Genomic DNA, 16,926 nt, shown 5'->3' on the forward strand with positions numbered 1-16,926 from the left:
TCCTGAACTATGGAGTCACCCTGTTCATTGCCTGGCCGTGACCAGGCAAAACAGACAGTCCAAAATACTGAGTCATCCCTTCGTGAAACTGTTTAACAGAAGTTCTCACATATAGATGTGGATCTTTTGCGCCCTGCTCGGCCAGCTGATCAATGTCCTCTGGATGAGATTGCATCAAAGCATGCCAGGCTGCAGCCCGAACACGCATGAAAGGATGGCGAGTGGCGATTTGCATCAACACATCCCTACAGTTTTCATCACCAAAATTGGCAATGGCATGCAGCATCATATCCTTGGCGAATATAGAAACAGCATGGCCATTGACCCGATAGGTTTTTGAATCAAAAGAGCACTCTGCCACAGCCATCTGCCGCTCTCTCTGAACCACATTAATAGAAACAGAAGTGGCTTCAGGTGGATACTGCAGGTGAATATCGGTGCCTGCTGTAAACTGCATCACCTTGCCCTGGGTCAGAAAAGTGGATTCCACAAAACGGAAGTCTGCCTTCTCACCCAGAACACCACTGCAGCTTTCAAAATCAAACTCGTAAATATCGGTCTTATACCCTGGTCCGGCATAACCACAAGTGATGAAATTGATATCGTGATTATGAAGGTAGTTGTACTGCCCCTTCTCAATGGTATTGAAGTTATCTGGCCAAACCACAATCCTGAAGACATAGTCTTTACCAAAACGCGGAATAAACGTCGTTGGCAGTAAACTGTGAGGCGCCTCAAGTGTTGCAAAGCTCTTCAGGTAATCACAGAGATATTCCGCCAGGAACGCTCTGTTATTGGAAAGACGATGCAGATAAGGACAGAGAGGCTCCAGATCTTCACCACTCTTTATAGGCGTTGACTCACAGATTTCGTAGAAGTCATCCAGAGAGATGGCCTTATCATCGGAGTCGTATTCAAAAGTTCTAACCATGACGCCACCTCACTTGCCTTATTGACTGGAAGCAAAATCCACAGTTTGCTTCTCAATATTGCGTTTAAGGGTATTGGCATAGGCTCTGACATGAGCATGCTCATCAGTCATAGCTTTTGAGAACAGATAATCCCTGTCAGCGGGATTGAACTCAATCAGGGCATGCCAGGCTGCCGCCCGCACCCGCATAAAAGGGTGTCTCTGGGCTATATCAACCAACCTGTCTTTACTGTTTTCATTTCCCAGTGTGCAAACGGCATTGAAAACCGATTCCTGAACGGGAATTTTGATGGAATGCCCCATCACCGTCCGTTTTTCCATATCAAATGAGCACTCGACTATATTTTTCCGGGCCTCACGCTTGATCACATTCAGGGATACAGACAGCTCTTCAGGTGGATACTGAATATGCATATCTGTGCCTGCCTTGTACTTCATGATTTTACCGGGAGGCAGCATGGTGTTTTCCTGAAATTCAAGATCCACCTCTTCACCCACCAGCCCGGTGCAATGCTCGTAATCGAAACTGTAAATATCTGTGTGATAACCAGAACCGGTATAGCCACAGGTTATGAAACCCACATCATGATTATGGGGGTAGTGATAGAGCAGTTGATTACCCCACTCAGCCGGATCAATGACTGGCCAGATAACAATGCGGAAAATATAGGACTTACCAACTCTCGGCATAAACACAGGAGGTAAAAAGCTATGCTCTGGCTCATTCAACTCATTCAGGTAATCACAGAAATACTGTTCCAGAAACTGCCTGTTGTTTGCCAGATGCTTCAAGGCAGGCACCAGTTTTTCCAGGTCTTCTTCTGACTGAAGGTCTGACCTGTCACACAGACTATAGAATTCATCCAGAGGTATGGCCTGCTCTGTCTTGCACTCAATTGTTCTAACCATGGTACACCTCCTGACAAAGCGATTGAGAAAACATCATGCCGACACAGACAGTGCCATCAGTGTTTTATCAGCCAGTTGACGTATGTATTGATCACCATCGTGCACCAGAGCTGCTTCCAGCAAGGATCGTCCTCGCTCCTCATCCAGCTTGCAAAGACTTGAAAAAGCCTCCCAGCGAACAAAAGGCGCATAGCGATCACTTTTAGCAACCCCTTCGAGACACTCGATACTCTTGCTTGAACCTGATAACTCTCCGATCAGAGAAGCTGCAAGCTGACTCCGTGAATCGGCCACTTGAGTTGCAATCAAACGGGTAGGTTGAAAAGTCTCCCGGTTGTAAGTCCATGTCAAAGGCCCCCTGGCTTCTGAGTGAGCGGTTAGCAGGCAGGCCTGCTGTTTGATGCCATCAAGCAGCGGCACTGAATTATAAGCTTTGAAAATATGAGCGTGATAAGGCCCCAGAATCACGGTTGGACTGTTTTTCGCAGGAACCGGCATTTCGTAGATATGGTTTATGTCTACTTTGGTTTGCAGCACTGGGATATCAATGGATTGATTGCCCAGGTTGACCAAAAGCAAGTCGAACTCGTTGGCACAGACTTCATGGCTGTCCGAAGGTTCTCCCAGACCGTTGCAAAAAACCAGGGAAAGATTGAAATCCCCTTTGCTGTACAGGTAGTTCTGATCAAGAAAAGGCTTTTTCTCTGCGGAGGTTTCTTCGGAAATATCTTCTGCAACACATTGAAGCAATTGAGGAACGGTTGACGAGTCGATCATCTCTGATAACCCGGCCAGTTGGGAGAACTGATACCCATCCTGAGCCATTATCTGCTCTGCCCGAGCAATCAGTTGATCTTGAAAATTACTATTTACATTCACAAAAATACCCTCCTCCCTTATTACAAAGGCTGCCCGCTACAAAAGACATTGGAAGTATTTTTTAAGCGACAAGAGCTTAAGTTGATTCAACCTTCAGTATATCCACAAATATAATCCTCGCCATTACAATCATTTATTGAAGACATAAACAGAAATAAACTGTTAGAAAACTGTCTACTCTCATCAGTGTCCTCATAGAATGAAGATTAAATAACCCTCCATTAAACATGCTTAATCTATCGCTTTTCTATGAAGTTCCACAGATAGCATATTGATCACAGCCATCGCTTGAAATTGCTTATGCGTACCAAAGAAAATCTGCGCTTTATTGAATGCGAAGAGCACTACAAAAACACATCCCGTTTTATTGGAAGGGTCGACATATTTCGTTTCAGAAGGAACCCTCAACACTATCTCCACTGGTTGAAAGAACAAGTTCCCTTCAAAAAGGCTGAAAAGATTCTGGACCTCGGCTGTGGGCCTGCATTGCTGTGGCAGACTTACCCTGGCCTGCTTCAACCAAATCATCAACTCTTTCTGGCAGACCGATCATTCAATATGCTCGTTCAGGCCAGGAAGAACACCACCGAGCTGAAAGCTGAGCACATTGTCCTGCGCAGCGACATGGAACAACTGGGCTTCCCGGATCAGCAATTTGATGCGGTACTGGCTCATATGCTGCTCTATCATGCGACGGATATTGATAAGACGCTCAGAGAAATTATTCGAACGCTCAGACCTCAGGGCTGGTTCAGTGCAACCACTTTTGCCAGCCGCTCAGAAAATATCATCTGGGAAACCGTCCATGCTATTGAGCCGGATATCCCTCCATATTCCGAGATACTGGCTCCTTTCAGTGCTGAAAATGCTCTTCCCCAGCTCAAGAACTATTTCTCTTCCCTCAAATCTACAACCTATGAAACCGGATTTGTGTGTCCCAACCCAGAAATTTGGGCCGATTTCATCTGCAGCTTCCCAAACATAGAACTCAGACAGTTAAGACCCGAGTTTCGCCAGAAACTGATCCACGCCCTCAAAAAACTGATTACCCGACATGGAACCCTCCCTTATCAAACCGAAATGGCACATTACCTGTGCCAAGGGCCTTTAAAGAACTGACATCCGCGTGGCAAAAGTCTAAAATCCCCCTCATTTCTGATCGAACACACCGGAACACAAACCATGCGCGACTTCATTATCGCCCCCAGCATCCTTTCTGCCGACTTCGCCCGCCTGGGTGAGGAAGTTGATAATGTGATTGCTGCCGGCGCAGACTGGGTTCATTTTGATGTTATGGACAATCACTACGTGCCCAATCTGACCATTGGCCCGATGGTGTGCAAGGCATTAAGAAACCATGGGGTTACTGCTCCTATTGATGTCCACCTGATGGTCAGCCCGGTAGACCGAATGATCGGTGACTTTATTGAAGCCGGTGCCAGCATGATAACCTTCCACCCGGAAGCCTCTGATCATATTGATCGCAGTCTGCAAATGATTCGTGAAGGTGGCTGCAAGGCGGGTCTGGTTCTGAACCCAGCCACTTCCCCTGATGTGATTGAATACGTCATCGACAAGCTCGACATGGTTCTGCTGATGTCTGTGAACCCAGGTTTTGGCGGCCAGAAGTTTATTCCTTCCACCCTGCGTAAGCTGCGTCATGTCCGCAAGCTGATTGATGACAGCGGCCTGGACATTCGTCTGGAAGTGGATGGCGGTGTGGGTGTTCAAAACATTCGCCAGATTGCTGAAGCAGGTGCTGATGCCTTTGTTGCTGGCTCAGCCATTTTTAATGCTGATAATTATCAGGAAGTGATCAGCCAGATGCGCGATGAGCTCTCCAAAGCTGAAAGCCTCTGATCTTTAAATCTTCCCTATGGCTCAGATAGACCCTCTGTCTGAGCCATCTGCCAGCTTTTGACCCTAAGCCCAGCTATTATCTACTCTGAACAGCTCACTCCTTCTGGCTGATATTGCCAATGAAAAAGCATCTCCTTGCTGGATGTGCACTGACTCTGCTGGCACAAACCGTTCATGGTTTCCATCAAGTGTCCATGGAATATGATGCTTATGTGCTGGATGCCAAAGACCGGCTCACAGACTTTGTCACTTCACCCGCCAGTTATGAGTACGTAAAAGTCGGCATCGTCTCCATCAGTGTCGATTTTCATGGGATGATGCACACCGCACAGCTTTTTGCCCACAAAGCCGGTACCTATCAATTCTCAAGCCCCGACACTCAAAAACAGACCGAAGAAGCCAGTTCACTGACCCAGATGCTGGGTACATTGGCCTCATGGGCTTTCAATGCCGTCTCAGAACCCTTTACAGGCATGCAGCCGGAAGCGTCAACACCCACTCGAAATCAGGACTTGGGAGCCAGCCGCTTTGTCGATATCTCGCCCACAGACAACGCCATCGTCAACCTGAAACATCTGACGGGCACCAATACACTGGCTGACTTTTTTATTTTCGCCCCTAAAAGTTCCGAGTGGGTTCAATTCGATATGGAGCAGATGCAACAGGGCTTCCCCCAGCTTTCCAACAAGCAGATCTGCTGCAGAATTCCCGGCTCGCTCCCTCTTTGCAGATCTTATAGAGCAGAACAGAAACAAGAGAAAGACGACAAATCTCCGGAATCAACCCGTCCCGGCTGGCACGAACTGTCAAAAGCCTATGAGTTGCCTACCGGGGGCATTGGGGGAGCCAGCCTGCTCTACGACACTGAAATGTATGTTTTTCAGCAACAGGGATCACAGCGTGTAAAACCTAAAACCCGAGACCATCTGGAAACCTGGCTTCCCTCCCCGCCGAAAGTGATCATTGGCCTACCAGGATTATTTAACCAGACCGCCATGTCACTGTCTGGAAGAGTGACCGTCACAGGCTGGTTTCCGGAATGGGTCGCAACACCTGGTTTGTATAGCACGGACTACCTGTTGGCCAGCTCACACCCGAACCTGGCGGGAGACGGACTCGATACCCATCATGACTTTGTCGTTTACTCCGCTATACAGAACCCCTACCTGCACGAACAGAGCAAGCTTTACTCTTCACAAACTACTCCCTGGAGACTGATCGTTCTTCCCTGGGGCAATAAATTTCAGGTGGTACTTCTTTCTCGAGATTTCACTTCCAACAAGCCCATAACCGTTGAAAGTGCGCCAGAGCCGAATGTTGATATTGATGAGCTGAAAAAAGCGCTTGATGACATTAATTGACTGCAACCTGTCAATCACAACTCAAATCCTCCTATAATCTCACTGTCTTTTATTTCCTCCCTCTGGATATCTGAAAACAATGAAGTTGTTTGAATTGCTGGATAGCCCTGTTCAATTAATCATGTACGATCTGGATGGCACATTGGTAGACAGTGTTCCAGACCTGGCCATTGCCCTGGATAAAATGCTGACAGACCTTAACCTGCCCGCAGCCGGTATCGAAAAAACCAGACTCTGGGTCGGCAACGGCATTCCGTCACTGGTCAGAAGGGCCCTGGCCGATGACATGATGGGAGATCAACCCGGCGTCGTAGACCAGGAAACCTTTAGCAAAGCTCTGGAACGGTTCAAACATCATTACGCTATTGAAGTAGGACAGCACAGCGCTCTTTACTCTGGCGTATTCTCTTTCCTCAGCCAGATTCACAAGGCGGGCATCAAGCAAGCCGTGGTCACGAACAAATCTGAAATCTTCACAGAATTGCTGCTGAAGCATATGGGCATTGATCACTTTTTTGAACTCAGCATTGGCGGAGACAGTCTGAATGAGAAGAAGCCCCACCCTATGCCCCTGCACCACACCATGGAGCATTTTGGCTGCAACACTCAGAACAGCATCATGATCGGAGACTCGAGTAATGACGTTAAAGCCGCCAGAGCGGCGGGTGTAAAAGTAGTGGGCCTTCCTTATGGCTATAACCATGGAGAGCCTATTGAGTCGTCTCACCCTGACTCTGTCGTTGAGAGTCTGACTGACCTGCTCTAACGCAACTGTCCCCCTGAACCTGAACAGTCAACTAAACTGTTGAAGCTCAGGGGAGACTAGATATGCAACTGAATTCACTTTCAGAACGTCTCATTCGTCCTATTCTGTTGATGCTGGCCATTATTGTCTTACCTCTGTTGCGCTTTGCTTCTGCCCTTGAGCCTCCCGACACACATCCCGACACCATTGTCTTACCTTTTGGTGATCTGGACACCTATGCATTGGCCCGATTCAGAGATGACAACACCCGGTCCTACGGCATCATATTCTGGGACCGATTCATCATCACATCGGTGAAATCCCCCAGTCCAACTCAGTCAGACCTGAAGTTCAGGGAACGAGTGCTGGAACAGCTTTCGATTACCCCCCTCAACACACCCGAACACATTGAGTCATCCGGAGTCACTTTCTGCCAGCATCAACCCACTGACGAAGAGTATTCCATTCTGGTCTGTGAACTGGACAGAATCTATGAAGGCTTGACGCCTGTCCTGATGCCTTTTGAAAGGGAAGTTGATTCATTCAATCAGTGGCTAAACAGTTCAACATCAAGCTCCGTAATCAGCGCTGTTGCGGATATTAACGAGCAAAATCAACTGCTCATCATCCCCTTGAGCTTTGATCCGAGAAATTATCAATCCCTGCCAGGCTGGATTGTGGCAGAACATGACGGCTCAAGCTTTACCGCTACACAGACTGTCACCCAGCTTGTACTGCCAGGAATGAGTTGCCTGGGACAAAGCAGCTGGCCTCAACAGGAACTCATGTTTCTCGGCTTCAAGCCAGATCGACAAATCTTTCAATACAATAAACCGGATGGAGAGCAATTCCTGCAAATACCCTTTTTGCCTTTAGAACAGGTTATTCATTTAGTCGCCAGCTCCGCAGGTGTTAGCCAGCACCAGGCTAATCGATGGCAGTTCCGTACGGATGGGAGCGCAACCGCTCTAGCCATTACAACTCACGATATTCTTAAACTGTTTGGGGAAGAAACGGACCAAAGCCTTGAAGGTTATCTCTGCCTGTCTGATTGCAGCACAGGAACAGCACCCAGAGGGAAAGGATTCTGCAGAACTCGTAAAGGCAAGAGCTCATCCTTTTATGTCCTTGAGGGCCGATTGGTAGAGTGGGAGTTCATCCAAAAAGAACCGTTGCCGGATGAAGCCATGCATCCTGAGACGGATTCAAGATGCACAGTCACCTATCCTGTTTGCTTTGTCGCTGTGGCGGAAGTAACCGGTTTCGGGGAAGTCTATGATAAAGAGGGGTGTGATATCGGAGACGATCTAGGTCCCTATTCTGAATATTTTATCGCCATTATAGAGTCGGACAAAGGTGCAACGGTTGACCCGGAACAGCCCACCCTTCCTGTGATCAATAACTCTAATTCCACAGCGGACTATTCTGGCAGTCCGCATATAATCGTTATCACCAACCCTGGCTTTACGGAGCCTTCACAACCCTCATTTATAGGCGGCAATGACTCCCATCCTCCTGACCTGATTCCTCCAGATCCTGTCGACAACAGCTCTATAGACCATCAGACGCTCATTATAATTATTGTTGTTCCCGCTGCAGGCCTGACCCTGGTTGTGGTCATCGCCTCAAGTGCCTGCCTGTACTACATTCGAAAGAAAAGACATAGCCAGGCACCGGAAGAGCGACACAGATTGATCGAAGAAGATACTTCACCACCACCTCCTCCAGATGAAGGCACTGTGGTAATCCCCATGAGCACAATCAGCGGTGGAGCCTCAGTGAGCCCCGTTATCAGAATATCGCAAGATCAATTGTTTACAGTCGATCGGCCACGCTCTAATGACATTGGAACCATGCTTGAACCTCATAGCACAACAGATAACCCCAACGATCCGCCAGCTCTGCATGCCCCACCCATTGAAGGCATCATTCTGATTCCACCGGAAGAGCGTACCCCGGACACACCGTCGTCAGTGCCTAAATCCAGGCTTCCTGAAGATCAGCAGGATTAACGGTCACAATAGCTCCCAGCGTTTGCATTAACCTTTGCAGTCATATAATCTTCGGGTCTTACTCATACGACTGCGCCCAGACTAATTGCGGAGCCAGCAGTGATTAAACGTCATTCAGAGACACAAACAAAGATCAGAGCCACTGCATCAGCAGTGACACTCTCTACTCCTGCCTCAAAGTTCTCCTCCTGGCGATGGCTTGGCTGGCCCTGCGCCTGATAAAAAGCCACAACTCAGCCAAAGCCCTGCGTTTTTCGCACAAATTTACATCAGCCGTGAACCCGAAAAATCGATTTTCGCCCTCTTGCAGGATGAAATACATTCACGGTCAACGATACTGCTTAATCATTAGCCAGATAATAAAGAGGCCTGTATGACGCCTGAAGCATTTTCTCGTCTGGCCCGCGAAGGATATAACCGCATTCCTGTAATCCGGGAAATCCTGGCGGACCTGGACACGCCGTTAACCACTTATCTAAAGCTGGCGAACGGTCGTTACTCCTACCTGCTTGAATCCGTTGAAGGCGGAGAAAAGTGGGGACGCTACTCCATGATTGGACTTCCGTGCAGAACTATTCTACGGGTGTCTGGATACAGCCCCGACTGCAAGGTCACTCTGGAAACCGACGGCCAGATCGTTGAAGAGCACAACCCGGAGGATCCCCTGGCCTTTATCAAGGCATTCCAGGCTCGTTATAAAGTGCCGGAACTGCCTGACCTGCCGCGCTTTACCGGCGGTCTGGTGGGCTACTTTGCTTACGACACGGTTCGCTACATTGAAGAACGTCTGAAAAACTCTGCTCCGGACGACGAGCTGGGCAACCCTGATATCATGCTGATGGTGTCCGACGAACTGGTGGTTTTTGATAACCTCAGCGGCAAGCTGATTCTGGTGACACATGCCAATCCGGATGAACCTGCAGCATTGGAAAAAGCGGAGTTCCGTCTTGATGATCTGGTGCGCAGACTACAAACCACCAACGTTCTGCCACCTGTGCAGGCTTCCCTGAATCCGGCTCAGGAAGATGACTTCAAATCCGGCTTTGGTCGGGAAACCTTCGAAGGCGCTGTAGAAAAGATCAAGGATTATATTCTTGCCGGTGACGCCATGCAGGTCGTCCCTTCTCAACGCATGACCATTCCTTTCGACAGCTCTCCATTGAATCTATACCGAGCCCTTAGAAGCACCAACCCATCTCCCTATATGTACTACATGGATCTGGGCGACTTTCATGTTGTAGGTTCTTCTCCGGAAATTCTGGCGCGACTTGAAGACGGTGAAGTCACTGTCAGACCTATCGCCGGAACCCGCAAGCGTGGTGCTACAGAAGAGCGAGACAAGGAACTTGAGAGAGAACTGCTCAATGATCCTAAAGAACTGGCAGAACATCTGATGCTCATTGATCTGGGTAGAAACGACGCTGGACGAGTATCTAAAACCGGTACGGTCAAGCTGACCGACAAAATGGTCATCGAGCGTTATTCCCACGTTATGCATATTGTTTCCAACGTGACCGGTCAGTTGAAAGACGGTATGGACGCTATTGAAGTGCTGAAGGCTACACTGCCTGCAGGCACACTCAGTGGTGCACCCAAAGTTCGAGCTATGGAAATCATTGATGAACTTGAACCGGTAAAACGAGGCGTTTATGGCGGTGCCGTTGGCTATCTGGCCTGGAACGGCAATATGGATACCGCCATCGCCATCCGCACAGCCGTTATCAAAGACCGTAAACTGCATGTACAGGCAGGTGCCGGCATAGTGGCAGATTCCGTTCCTGAAATGGAATGGAAAGAAACCATGAATAAGGGACGAGCACTTTTCAAAGCCGTCGCCATGGCCCAGACCGGCCTGTCCGCCACACCTTCCAACCAGAAGCAAACAGGGGAGCGAAACTGAGATGCTTTTAATGATCGATAACTATGATTCGTTCACCTGGAATCTGGTTCAGTACTTTGGTGAGTTGGGTCAGGACGTTGAAGTGCATCGTAATGATCACATCACCCTTGAAGAGATCGAAGCCCTGAATCCAGAGCGCATTGTCATCTCTCCTGGCCCCTGCACCCCCAACGAGGCCGGTGTTTCAATGGCAACCATTGAACATTTCAAAGGCAAAAAGCCCATTTTGGGTGTCTGCCTGGGACACCAGAGTATGGGACAGGTATTTGGTGGCAAGATTGTGCGGGCCAGACAGGTGATGCACGGAAAAGTATCACCCGTCTATCATAAGGGGCTGGGTGTATTTGCTGACCTGCCTAACCCGGTTACGACTACCCGTTACCACTCGCTGGTGATTGAGAAAGAAAGCCTGCCCGACTGCTTTGAAATCACGGCCTGGACTCAACACGAAGACGGCAGCATGGATGAGATTATGGGAATACGCCACAAAACCCTTCCATTGGAAGGCGTGCAGTTCCACCCGGAATCCATCATGACCGATCGTGGCCATGACATGCTTGAGAATTTTCTAAAGCAGTGAGGCCGGAAAGGCTAAAGAAGAAAAAACAGCCAAGAACAAAATGCAGCTCAATCCAAACGCTCAAAAAATCCGACGAGCCTGACAAAACTGCATTTTCAGAGTTAATGGGAGCCAGACAAAATGAACATTAAAGAGGCCATTGGCCGCGCAGTCAGCAACCTGGACCTGAGCCGTGATGAGATGATGAGCGTAATGCGTGACATCATGACCGGCCAGTGCACCGACGCCCAGATTGGTTCATTCCTCACTGCCATGCGCATGAAGAGTGAAAGTATTGAAGAGATCACCGGTGCCACCCAGGTTCTGAGAGAAATGGTCACGGGTGTTGAAGTTAAAGCTGAACACCTGGTGGACATTGTGGGAACCGGTGGTGACGGCGCACACCTGTTCAACGTATCGACTGCATCTTCCTTCGTAGCTGCGGCTGCAGGCGCTCATGTTGCCAAACACGGTAACCGTGGTGTCTCCAGTTCCAGTGGCAGCGCCGATCTGTTGGAAAAAGCCGGTATTTCCCTTGGCATTAAACCGGAACAGGTAGCCCGCTGTACTGAAGAAGTCGGTGTTGGCTTCATGTTTGCCCCCGCTCATCATTCAGCCATGAAAAATGTTGTCGGTGTTCGCAGGGAGCTGAGCGTTCGCACTTTCTTCAACATCCTTGGCCCAATGTCGAACCCGGCGGGTGTAAAGAATCTGGTGATTGGCGTGTTTACCCGTGAACTCTGCCTGCCAATGGCTGAAGTACTGAGAGAGCTGGGTAATCAGCATGTCATGGTCGTACACTCTGTGGACGGACTGGATGAAATCAGTATTGCCAGCGAAACTCATGTGGCCGAACTGAAAAACGGTGAGATCAGGGAATACACCATCAAACCTGAAGACTTTGGTATTGAATCCCAGAGCCTGATCGGGCTTACGGTGGAAGGCTCTGAAGATTCCCTGTCCCTGATCCGTGATGCTCTTGGCAAGCGTGAAGGCGAGTATGCCCATAAAGCCGCTGACATGATCTCACTCAATGCTGGTGCTGCCATTTATGTATCCGGTGTAGCCACCAGTCTTCAGGAAGGTATTGGCATGGCTCAGGACGCGATTGCCAGTGGCTTGTCTCTGGAAAAAATGCGTGAGCTGGCTAGCTTTACACAAATACTTGCCGAGGGGTGATGAATGACTGTTATGAACAAGAGGCCAACCATCCTCAACAAAATCGTTGAGCGAAAGCAGGAAGAAGTGGCTGAACGTCAGGCAGCCCTGTCCATGAAGGATGTGATTGCCAAAGCGCGCCACACCGAAAAAACTCGCGGTTTTACCAAAAGTCTGGAAGCCCGGACAGAAAATCAGCAGGCAGCGATTATTGCCGAAATCAAAAAGGCTTCTCCCAGCAAGGGTGTCATCCGGGAAAATTTTGATCCGGCCAGCATTGCCAAAAGCTACGAAGAAGCGGGCGCCAGCTGCCTGTCTGTACTGACCGACAAGGATTTTTTCCAGGGAGCAGAAAGCTACCTTCAGGAAGCCCGCTCCGCATGCTCCCTGCCCGTCCTGCGCAAGGACTTTATGGTAGACCCATGGCAGATTTATGAGTCCCGTATGATCGGTGCTGACTGCATTCTGTTAATTGTTTCCTGCCTGAGCGATGGCGAGCTTCAGGAATTCAGCAGCACGGCCCTGGACCTGGGAATGGATGTGCTGGTCGAAGTTCACGGTGCAGATGAACTGGAACGCGCTCTTCCACTGGAAGGCACATTGCTGGGCATCAACAACCGTAACCTGCATACGTTTGAAGTAACCCTGGACAATACCTTCTCACTGCTTTCCCAGATCCCTGAAGGCAGAAAAGTCATCACAGAGAGTGGCATCCATACGGTAGAAAACGTTGACAGTATGTTCGCCAGAGGAGTGAACAACTTCCTGGTGGGCGAAGCCTTTATGCGTCAGGATAATCCGGGTGAAGGGTTGACGAACCTGTTTGGAAAATATTTGTAAGCTTCAACAATAAAGTGATCAGTAATCAGTAGACAGTTTTAAGAAGTCTTTTCCATTTAACTGTCTACTGTTCACTTTAAATTGCCTTACTTAATCACCCCGCACGCGATCCGAGACCCTCCCCCTCCCATAGGCGGATTATCGGAGTAGTTATCACCCCCCGAATGAATCATCAGAGAGCGTCCTTTCAAATCGGACAGTTTGAGGCGCTTGGCCACCACAGGGATTTTTGAAAATCCTTTGTCGTCTACCGTCAGTCTTGGCAGATCACCCAGATGCCCGTTGCCATCCGGTCCCTGGTGAGTATCTGTCTTGTCCGGGTCATAATGACCACCGGCCGCCAGAGCCGCTACCATCACCCCGTTTTTTGACCCGGGATCACAGCTGGGGTTTTCATGAATATGGAAGCCATGCTCTCCCGGCACAAGGTCATGCAGGTTAGGAGTAAACTCCACGCCTCCGCCCGAAGCGGCAGAAATTGTGATAGTGCCCAACTCAGCACCCACACCGGAAGGAGATACCTGATTCATCTTGACCGTAAAGCTGTCATTGGAAGTACAGGCAGAAAGCATTGCCGTCACGACCACTATGCCAGACAGTCCGCTGACTTTTTTGAACATGATTGCCAACTCCAGCAAAAACAAGTGTGTGACAGAGCAATATAGCCATGCTTATTCGGGTTTACTTAATAGACCGTCTGAAAAAAAAGAATTTTTACGGTTTTGTTCCAAAAATTCTATTCAACATTCCCATCGGTTATGTTTCTGCCCATCCACCAGCAATAGGCCGCTGGTAAAATCACTAACAGCCCCATCAATGAATGCCAGGGGTTGTTAAAAACTACATAAGTCGTTGCCAATACAACAGCCAGAAGAAAAAAAGCCGGGGTCACAGGCCAGAATGGGATCAACAATGATTGATTACTGAGCTTGAGACGCACCAGAGAAGTAATACACAGAGCTGAACTCAACCCCAGCATATAGCCGACACATGTCATCAGCCATTCGCAGGAACCCAGCCATAAAAACGCGATCGCCAGGGCCGCCTGAAACAATGTGGCATTTGAAAAGCGGCCATCTTTACTGGATAGAAAAGCCGGCAAGTAACCATCGTCTGCCATTTTGCTGTAGATTCTTGGTCCCATCATGATCATGGCTGACAATGAAGTGATCAAAGACAGATTGATTACCAGCAGGGCTATCTTGAGGCCTAATGGATTCGACAGTTGCTCTGCTGCTCTCACCACTACATCAATCTTCCCTGATAAAAGAGAGAGATCCTGACTGCTCACAATAACCAGATTTAGCGCCATATAAATCAGAAAGACGCACAAGGAACCTATCAGCGTTGCCTTCATCACATTTTTTTGCGGAGCGCGAATCTCTCCCGCCACATAGATAATGGCATTCCAGCCCGAGTAACCAAAGAACGTCCAGATCAAGCACAGCGGCAGAGCATCCATATTGAATTGACTGACCACACCTGGATCAACCTTCAAATTATCGAAATGGATCTCAAAGCTGGCCACCGCAACAAAAGCCAGGATAAGGACAATTTTGATCACAATGACAAAGTTCTGAAGCTTGAGTCCCGTGGGCATATGAAAGCAGTGCGCCCCCATAAACAGCAGAATCATCAAGGTGCCTATCCATTCAGTAGAAATCCCTGTCCAGGCACTGAAGGTCAGGCCCAGGCCATAGGCACAAAGAGCGATGGGAGCGGTAAAGCCCACCATCAGAGAAACCCAGCCAGCCAGACAACCGAAGAATGGATGAAGGGTTCTGGAGAGAAACAGGTATTCACCACCGGATTCGGGTATCGCTCTGGCCATGGCCCCATAACAGACAGCCCCTGAGAGCATAACAATCCCGCCTATCATCCAGACTGAAATAACAAGGAGAGGATGACCGGCCTCCGCCAGCATCAATCCAGTTAAGGTAAAGGTGCCGGCACCTATAACATTGGCAATAACCAACATGACTGCACTGAACAGCCCAAAGCCTTGAGGGGAAGACATCACTGAAATTTACCGGATTAGAAAAGTTTTATGCAGAAGTCAGGAAGCCGGTTTTTCTCCCGTAAAGACTGCCCATATCTGCTCACCGGACTCAACTCGCTGGATCTTGCTGGTCCAGCCATTCACCAGATCCTGATAATCCTCCTGGGAGAATTTTTTCAGAAAGTGCTCTTTATTGCTTTTAAATGCGGATAACTCGCGGTTGAGAATGTCCAGGAACAGCTTGTTTCTAGACTCCCCTTTCACACCGTGGAAACCCGCTTTTTCCAGCTGCTGTCGATAGGATGAAACTGTCGTTAAATAATAATTTCTCTGCTCAATATACTGTTTTGTGGCCTCTGACAGTTCCTTGTCACCTACACAGTAATCACTGATCAGAAAATGCCCCCCGGGCTTCAACCAGGAGTACATTCTTTTGAATACAGCTTCTTTATCTTTGATATGCAGTAAAGTGTCACGGCTGTAGATGACATCGAATGAGCCTGGATCAAACTCCAGCTCCATAATATCGCCATGTATGAAATTAACTTTGAGGGCTTTCAGGTCTTTACTGTCGTTCGCCAGCTCGATCATATTCTTTGACAGATCAATTCCGGTGACGGCGACATCGTAAGTTCGAGCCATATAAAAAGCGCTGCCACCGATACCACTGCCTATATCCAGAACTTTCTGACCTTTTTTCAGCGATAAGGTCGCAGTCAATTGCTTTGTCGTTTCCAGACCACCGGTACTGATAAAACCTTCACCAAAAATTTGCTCGTACCGCTTGATACCGTTCATGGTGTATTGATTGCCATCCAGGAACGGCTGATCAGCCCTCTCACTGTCATCCGCATTCAGTAGCTGACAATGAATCATGATAAACGACATTAGTAATGTAGATAGAAAAATTCTGGAGAACTTCAATAACATTTTTTTACCAAAGGGTTAAAAAATACCTCTGAAGAATGGATCATGAGGTGAGGATTTCAATATTAATTTTGCAGATAAATTTTTCTGATTCGAGATAGCACTACGAATCCAAAATATAAATATCAACTCTATTTTATGCCTGTTTTTTGAAACTCCTTCCCTTTGGCATTACTGGACAGAGCTTTACCAAAAACAAGTCTATTCTTTGAGATTTGTTTTCTGGAATTCCGGTATGCCTGCCAAACTGTTTCGAACGGTCAGACAAACTTCAGGGCTGTTCATCCTCATGAATGCTCTCCTCTGTCCTGCTCAAACACTTGCTCAGAATGAGAGACAAGCTCATGAGCATCCAGAATCTTTTGGGCTGGGGACAAGCCCATCGAATAGCGAGCTTGCCGCTATGGATACAGCGATTCGTCCAGATGGCAAAGGCCTGCCGGATGGTCAGGGCTCAGCCAAGGAGGGCCAATCTATTTACGAAAGCAAATGTCAGCAATGTCATGGACCAAAAGGCGAAGGCGGCATAAATGATAAATTGGTCGGTACATTGCCCGAAGGTGATTTTCCCTTTGCCGAAAAGGGCGCTCCCAAAAAAACCATCGGTAACTATTGGCCTTATGCCACCACCCTGTTTGATTACATTCGCAGAACCATGCCCTATACCCTTCCGGGCAGTTTGACCAATGATGAAACCTATAGCCTCACTGCCTACCTGCTCTATCTGAATAAACTCATCCCTCAAGACAAAGTACTCAACGCCCAATCCCTTCCTGAAATCACCATGCCCGCCCAGCACCGTTTTAAAAACGATAACAGAACCCAAACCGACAAGATTCTGTAGCG

Annotated in this window: 16 protein-coding genes; 10 read left to right on the forward strand and 6 right to left on the reverse strand. The window is 48.5% G+C overall.

What is annotated here, in order from left to right:
• Nucleotides 1-7 precede the first annotated feature (7 nt).
• From WG89_RS16060 to WG89_RS16070, 3 genes are read right to left on the reverse strand one after another with little or no spacing between them, the layout of a single operon-like run.
• On the reverse strand, nt 8-931 hold the full coding sequence (locus WG89_RS16060) for a HEAT repeat domain-containing protein (RefSeq protein ID WP_062267950.1): 924 nt from the start codon (nt 929-931) through the stop codon (nt 8-10).
• 18 nt (nt 932-949) lie between these two features.
• On the reverse strand, nt 950-1,840 hold the full coding sequence (locus WG89_RS16065) for a HEAT repeat domain-containing protein (RefSeq protein ID WP_062267952.1): 891 nt from the start codon (nt 1,838-1,840) through the stop codon (nt 950-952).
• A gap of 33 nt (nt 1,841-1,873) precedes the next feature.
• Nucleotides 1,874-2,719, reverse strand: a complete 846-nt coding sequence (locus WG89_RS16070; protein ID WP_062267953.1) for a HEAT repeat domain-containing protein — start codon at nt 2,717-2,719, stop codon at nt 1,874-1,876.
• A gap of 300 nt (nt 2,720-3,019) precedes the next feature.
• Here WG89_RS16070 and WG89_RS16075 point away from each other — a divergent pair, with 300 nt between their 5' ends.
• From WG89_RS16075 to trpC, 9 genes are all read left to right on the forward strand, one after another.
• Nucleotides 3,020-3,838: a class I SAM-dependent methyltransferase gene (locus WG89_RS16075; RefSeq protein ID WP_062267955.1), complete on the forward strand. Its 819-nt coding sequence runs from the start codon at nt 3,020-3,022 to the stop codon at nt 3,836-3,838.
• Between the two features lie 63 nt (nt 3,839-3,901).
• Nucleotides 3,902-4,579 carry a ribulose-phosphate 3-epimerase gene (gene rpe, locus WG89_RS16080; RefSeq protein ID WP_062267957.1) on the forward strand — a complete coding sequence of 226 codons (678 nt, stop codon included), beginning with the start codon at nt 3,902-3,904 and terminating at the stop codon, nt 4,577-4,579.
• Between the two features lie 119 nt (nt 4,580-4,698).
• Nucleotides 4,699-5,940 (forward strand): hypothetical protein, encoded by a 1,242-nt coding sequence (locus WG89_RS16085; RefSeq protein WP_062267959.1) that lies wholly within the window; start codon nt 4,699-4,701, stop codon nt 5,938-5,940.
• Nucleotides 5,941-6,019: 79 nt separating this feature from the next.
• A complete protein-coding gene (locus WG89_RS16090) occupies nt 6,020-6,706 on the forward strand; it encodes a phosphoglycolate phosphatase (protein WP_062267961.1) in 687 nt (228 codons plus the stop codon).
• 62 nt (nt 6,707-6,768) lie between these two features.
• Entirely contained in the window at nt 6,769-8,697 is a 1,929-nt protein-coding gene (locus tag WG89_RS16095) for a hypothetical protein (protein WP_062267963.1), read from the forward strand.
• Between the two features lie 373 nt (nt 8,698-9,070).
• The gene (gene trpE / locus WG89_RS16100) at nt 9,071-10,597 is read left to right on the forward strand and encodes an anthranilate synthase component I (RefSeq protein WP_062267965.1); all 1,527 of its coding nucleotides are present in this window, start codon (nt 9,071-9,073) and stop codon (nt 10,595-10,597) included.
• A gap of 1 nt (nt 10,598) precedes the next feature.
• Nucleotides 10,599-11,177 (forward strand): aminodeoxychorismate/anthranilate synthase component II, encoded by a 579-nt coding sequence (locus tag WG89_RS16105; RefSeq protein WP_062267967.1) that lies wholly within the window; start codon nt 10,599-10,601, stop codon nt 11,175-11,177.
• Between the two features lie 120 nt (nt 11,178-11,297).
• Nucleotides 11,298-12,335: an anthranilate phosphoribosyltransferase gene (gene trpD / locus WG89_RS16110; protein WP_062267969.1), complete on the forward strand. Its 1,038-nt coding sequence runs from the start codon at nt 11,298-11,300 to the stop codon at nt 12,333-12,335.
• Nucleotides 12,336-12,347: 12 nt separating this feature from the next.
• Nucleotides 12,348-13,154 (forward strand): indole-3-glycerol phosphate synthase TrpC, encoded by an 807-nt coding sequence (trpC, locus tag WG89_RS16115; protein ID WP_062268001.1) that lies wholly within the window; start codon nt 12,348-12,350, stop codon nt 13,152-13,154.
• 86 nt (nt 13,155-13,240) lie between these two features.
• On the opposite strand, the gene sodC is transcribed toward trpC, so the two are convergent.
• The 3 genes from sodC to WG89_RS16130 all read right to left on the reverse strand — a co-directional run bounded on the left by sodC (nt 13,241) and on the right by WG89_RS16130 (nt 16,041).
• Nucleotides 13,241-13,774 (reverse strand): superoxide dismutase family protein, encoded by a 534-nt coding sequence (gene sodC, locus WG89_RS16120; protein WP_062267971.1) that lies wholly within the window; start codon nt 13,772-13,774, stop codon nt 13,241-13,243.
• A 116-nt stretch (nt 13,775-13,890) separates the two neighbouring features.
• Complete coding sequence (locus tag WG89_RS16125; protein WP_062267973.1) at nt 13,891-15,171, reverse strand: APC family permease; 1,281 nt, start codon at nt 15,169-15,171, stop codon at nt 13,891-13,893.
• Between the two features lie 39 nt (nt 15,172-15,210).
• Nucleotides 15,211-16,041, reverse strand: coding sequence for a methyltransferase domain-containing protein (locus tag WG89_RS16130; protein WP_062267975.1), 831 nt, complete (start codon nt 16,039-16,041; stop codon nt 15,211-15,213).
• 274 nt (nt 16,042-16,315) lie between these two features.
• On the opposite strand from WG89_RS16130, the gene WG89_RS16135 reads away from it, so the two are divergent.
• Complete coding sequence (locus WG89_RS16135) at nt 16,316-16,924, forward strand: c-type cytochrome (RefSeq protein ID WP_216638504.1); 609 nt, start codon at nt 16,316-16,318, stop codon at nt 16,922-16,924.
• Nucleotides 16,925-16,926: the final 2 nt, after the last annotated feature.

The sequence above is a fragment of the Endozoicomonas arenosclerae genome (assembly GCF_001562015.1).
Lineage (GTDB): Bacteria > Pseudomonadota > Gammaproteobacteria > Pseudomonadales > Endozoicomonadaceae > Endozoicomonas_A > Endozoicomonas_A arenosclerae.

Bases quoted from the DNA above. Each gene is read 5' to 3' on its own strand.
- trpC (WP_062268001.1), top strand. From the start codon at position 12,348: ATGAACAAGAGGCCAACCATCCTCAACAAAATCGTTGAGCGAAAGCAG.
- WG89_RS16090 (WP_062267961.1), top strand. From the start codon at position 6,020: ATGAAGTTGTTTGAATTGCTGGATAGCCCTGTTCAATTAATCATGTAC.
- trpD (WP_062267969.1), top strand. From the start codon at position 11,298: ATGAACATTAAAGAGGCCATTGGCCGCGCAGTCAGCAACCTGGACCTG.
- WG89_RS16075 (WP_062267955.1), top strand. From the start codon at position 3,020: ATGCGTACCAAAGAAAATCTGCGCTTTATTGAATGCGAAGAGCACTAC.
- WG89_RS16060 (WP_062267950.1), bottom strand. From the start codon at position 931: ATGGTTAGAACTTTTGAATACGACTCCGATGATAAGGCCATCTCTCTG.
- WG89_RS16085 (WP_062267959.1), top strand. From the start codon at position 4,699: ATGAAAAAGCATCTCCTTGCTGGATGTGCACTGACTCTGCTGGCACAA.
- sodC (WP_062267971.1), bottom strand. From the start codon at position 13,774: ATGTTCAAAAAAGTCAGCGGACTGTCTGGCATAGTGGTCGTGACGGCA.
- trpE (WP_062267965.1), top strand. From the start codon at position 9,071: ATGACGCCTGAAGCATTTTCTCGTCTGGCCCGCGAAGGATATAACCGC.
- WG89_RS16135 (WP_216638504.1), top strand. From the start codon at position 16,316: ATGCCTGCCAAACTGTTTCGAACGGTCAGACAAACTTCAGGGCTGTTC.
- WG89_RS16130 (WP_062267975.1), bottom strand. From the start codon at position 16,041: ATGTCGTTTATCATGATTCATTGTCAGCTACTGAATGCGGATGACAGT.
- WG89_RS16105 (WP_062267967.1), top strand. From the start codon at position 10,599: ATGCTTTTAATGATCGATAACTATGATTCGTTCACCTGGAATCTGGTT.
- WG89_RS16125 (WP_062267973.1), bottom strand. From the start codon at position 15,171: ATGTCTTCCCCTCAAGGCTTTGGGCTGTTCAGTGCAGTCATGTTGGTT.
- rpe (WP_062267957.1), top strand. From the start codon at position 3,902: ATGCGCGACTTCATTATCGCCCCCAGCATCCTTTCTGCCGACTTCGCC.
- WG89_RS16095 (WP_062267963.1), top strand. From the start codon at position 6,769: ATGCAACTGAATTCACTTTCAGAACGTCTCATTCGTCCTATTCTGTTG.
- WG89_RS16065 (WP_062267952.1), bottom strand. From the start codon at position 1,840: ATGGTTAGAACAATTGAGTGCAAGACAGAGCAGGCCATACCTCTGGAT.